This is a genomic window from Aquimarina ulvae, from assembly GCF_053613295.3.
Map to the genome: position 1 here is coordinate 1 of NZ_JBSIBP030000042.1, position 1,379 is coordinate 1,379.

At 33.1% G+C, this 1,379-nt stretch carries 2 protein-coding genes and 1 pseudogene; all 3 read left to right on the forward strand.

Going from position 1 to position 1,379, the window contains the following annotated elements:
- The first annotated feature begins 44 nt into the window (after positions 1 to 44).
- Positions 45 to 257 (forward strand): hypothetical protein, encoded by a 213-nt coding sequence (locus ACWGOQ_RS24045; RefSeq protein WP_458202900.1) that lies wholly within the window; start codon positions 45 to 47, stop codon positions 255 to 257.
- Positions 258 to 293: 36 nt separating this feature from the next.
- Positions 294 to 419: an ISAon1 family transposase N-terminal region protein gene (locus tag ACWGOQ_RS24050; RefSeq protein WP_458202901.1), complete on the forward strand. Its 126-nt coding sequence runs from the start codon at positions 294 to 296 to the stop codon at positions 417 to 419.
- Positions 420 to 498: 79 nt separating this feature from the next.
- Positions 499 to 1,379 (forward strand): annotated as a pseudogene (locus tag ACWGOQ_RS24055) (ISAon1 family transposase); the annotation flags it as partial.

The following is a 1,379-nucleotide window of genomic DNA, read 5'->3' on the forward strand; positions in this document are numbered from 1 at the left end:
GGATCAACACAAAAAGTTGTGGAGTAATTTAAAAAGGCTGAACTTTGATTTTTAAAAAGTCTATGTCTAGCTCTGATTTATTTGCTATTGTTAAGTTACTACTGCCCGAAGTTTTAATAACTCATTTTGAGTTGAAAAGACATACTATTGAAGGAGAAGATTTACATTTCTATTTTACAGAACTTAATAATACCCCTGATGATTTTAAGGGTATTAAACTAAGTTCAAAAGGTTTCTTTCCAGAAGCTACAATCTAAGATTTTCCAATACGGGGAAAGAATGTTTATTTACATATAACCCGTCGTAGATGGCTTAATGAAGCCACCAATAAAGTCGTTACAAGAGATTGGCAATTAGTGGCAAAAGGAACTAGGATAACTAGTGATTTTGCCACTTTTTTAAAAGAGATCGATCAGTAATAATGCCTCTAGTGCAAGCGTTATAGCTAACTTTTATGGAGTAAATCCTAGAAGTCTACAACGTCAATACAAAGACTACTTGAGTGATTTCAAAGTCTGGGATCAAAAACCCCACGCAAAAGATTGGTTACTATTCCCACAAAATATAGGAGAACGACTCTCTGTTGATGAAACAGCATTTTCTAATGGAGACTTATATACTATACTTACCAATAAACAAGCAAAAGGAAAGAAAGGAGCCTTAATAGCTATGGTCAGAGGAACTAAAGCAGAAGTAGTAACCAGAATATTGCAAAAAATACCCTTAAAACAAAGAAAGAAGATAAAGGAAGTAACCTTAGATATGGCTGGTAATATGGGATTAATAGTCAAAAAATCATTTCCTCTTGCCACTCAAGTGATAGATAGGTTCCACGTACAAAAACTGGCCTTAGATGCACTACAGGAAATTAGAATAAAGCATCGATGAGAAGCATTGGATACAGAAAACGACGCTATTGAAACAGCAAGAACTAAAAATTTAAAATACAACCCTGAGACATTATCCAATGGAGATACTCTAAAACAATTACTAGCTAGAAGCAGGTATTTACTCTATAAACCCTCTAACAAATGGACAAAAAATCAATCTGATAGAGCAACACTATTATTTGAAAAATATAACGACTTAGAACAAGCCTATAAACTCTGTCAAAACCTATCTTGGATATTTAACCAAACAAAAGACAAAACATCAGCACTCATAAGATTGGCCAAATGGGATGAAAAAGTACGACAAGCTGGATTTAAAAGCTTTAATACTATTGCTAGAACAATGTCAATTCATTACAAGAATATAATAAACTACTTCGACAATAGAAGTACAAATGCTTCAGATGAATCTTTTAATGCAAAAATAAAAGCCTTTAGAGCACAGTTTAGAGGCGTTAGAAATGTAGAGTTCTTCTTATTTAGACTAAC